Source organism: Bradyrhizobium sp. JYMT SZCCT0428, assembly GCF_018131075.1.
Classification (GTDB): domain Bacteria; phylum Pseudomonadota; class Alphaproteobacteria; order Rhizobiales; family Xanthobacteraceae; genus Bradyrhizobium.
Genome location: NZ_JAFCLS010000154.1, coordinates 1 through 2,055 on the forward strand (window position 1 = coordinate 1; position 2,055 = coordinate 2,055).

Sequence of the window (2,055 nt, forward strand, 5' to 3'; positions counted from 1 at the left end):
GAACCAAAGCTGGGTATCGGGCGATGACGTGGTGACTTTGCGGCTATACGGACCGAGATCAAAATAGGTCATGCCCAACTCCCGAGCGCTTCTACCTTAGGCCGCGTCGCTGATTGGTTGGGTGCAGCGGCCTGGCTTTGTGTCGCTCAGCCTAGCGCTTTTCCGACGGACGACGAAAAATCGAGCGCGGCGAACTTGTGCTCTCCTATCACCGGAAGCGCCAGGTCTGAAAACTGCCAACAGATATGTGCGTGCAGTAAGGCCGGGAGCAATGCCTAATTGATGGGAGGATCTAAATTGTCGCGCCTAGTCGCGGTTGATCTAACTCTCACTTCCTCGCCGTGGATCGGAAAGCAGCAAACTCTCACTTAAGCAATACCTCGGAAATAGGCGTTTGTTGCTGCGGTGCGCCTAAAGCACCAATCGTATGAGTTGGAAGCATCGGTATATATCCCTTCATTGCCTGCATGACAGGAACAGAGCCTCAACAGCTTGCGTTATTCATTTGTACTATTTGTTTGTGAGGCCGTCCCATGCGCCCTATTTTTGGAATAGTTGCAATCGTATCAGTACCGGTTTGGTTGTGCGTAAACGTAGATTCTGCTTCAGCACAGACCTTTCTTGATCGATGGTCTATCATTCCAAAAGCCCACGCAGAACCGGCACCCGAGGCACAGGACCAGCCCAGACAGGATTCTCCGCTGGAGCAACCCCCAACCGGAGCGGAGACGGCTCGTCGTCCGGAAGAGCGCTCAAGTCCTCGATCTTCAAACCGGGTTTTTTCTGGAAAAGCCTCGTACTATTCATATCCGACAGGAAAAACAGCGAGCGGTGCCCCGTTCATTCGGAATTCACTGACCGCCGCCCACCGCAACCTACCGTTCGGTACAAGAGTTCGTGTAACTGATCTTGCGAGCAGCAAGTCCGTAGTAGTTCGTATCAACGACCGGGGACCCTGGGTTCGCGGCCGCGTCCTCGACCTTTCACTCGGCGCTGCGCGCGGTTTAGGAATTACGGATCGCGGCGTGGCCCAGGTTCGCGCTGAGGTACTTTAATAGTCGCCGCAAGAAATGGATCGAGCTACAGGGCCGATTGCGACGTCGGTCTACCCGGTGAACTGACATTCTCAGTGTCCTCAAGGGTGCCAATATCAAAACTCGCAAACTATTCGATCACCGAATCTACGACGGCCAGCAATGTCGGTGGGATGTCAAAGCCGAGAGCCTTGGCAGTCTTGAGGTTCACTATCAGTTCCAGCCGAGCGGGTTGCTCAATGGGCAGATCGCCGGGCTTCTCCCCCTTTAAGATGCGATCGACATAGCTAGCCGCTTTTCGCACCATGACGGGCACGTTGGGACCATATGACATCAGCCCACCTTCATCGACGAACTCGCGCCAACCGTACATGGTGGGTAGACGCCGCTGGGCGGCTAACTCGACAATGCGTTTCCGATTCAAAACCGCAAACCCGTGCGTGAATACGATCAATGCATCGGCACGCTCGCGGACGGCAGTGTCGAAGCACTCACTCAGCTCGTCCAGATTCCGAGCCGCCAACGCTTGGAGCGTCACGCCGAGAGTCCGAGCTGCAGCCTCGGTCTCTCGCATTTCCAGCGTCGTCGCAGGCTCAGCTGGGTTGTAAAGGATGCCAATGCGTCCGTTTTTTGGAAATGCTCGGCCCAGAACTTCGAGGCGTTTGGCGGCCAGATCGGTCGACATATAAGAGAAGCCGGTAATGTTTTCGCCTGGCCGCGCGAGGTTTGACACTACCCCGTTCCCCACGGGATCTCCACTGAACGCGATGATGATCGGCACAGTGTTCGTTGCGGCTTTCGCAGCCCAGGTTGCAGGTCCCAACGCTATGATCACGTCAACTTTGCTCGCGACCAGTTCGGTAGCAAGGCCTGGTAGACGCTCGAAGCTTCCGTCGGCCCAACGATAGGTAATCGTGGCCGTTTGCCCATCGATGTGTCCGAGTTCTCGAAGCGCACTTCGGAACTCAGTTACTAGCGCATCATCAGCCGCAGCATAATTGAGGATACCGACGTGGGGCAC

The 2,055-nt window shown here is 55.6% G+C and carries 2 protein-coding genes; one reads left to right on the plus strand and one right to left on the minus strand.

From position 1 onward, the window contains the following. Positions 1 to 533 precede the first annotated feature (533 nt). Positions 534 to 1,055 (plus strand): septal ring lytic transglycosylase RlpA family protein, encoded by a 522-nt coding sequence (locus tag JQ575_RS46340; RefSeq protein ID WP_212039399.1) that lies wholly within the window; start codon positions 534 to 536, stop codon positions 1,053 to 1,055. A gap of 109 nt (positions 1,056 to 1,164) precedes the next feature. On the opposite strand, the gene JQ575_RS44115 is transcribed toward JQ575_RS46340, so the two are convergent. Next, positions 1,165 to 2,055: ABC transporter substrate-binding protein (locus tag JQ575_RS44115; protein ID WP_212039400.1), on the minus strand; the 891-nt coding region annotated here is incomplete at its 5' end.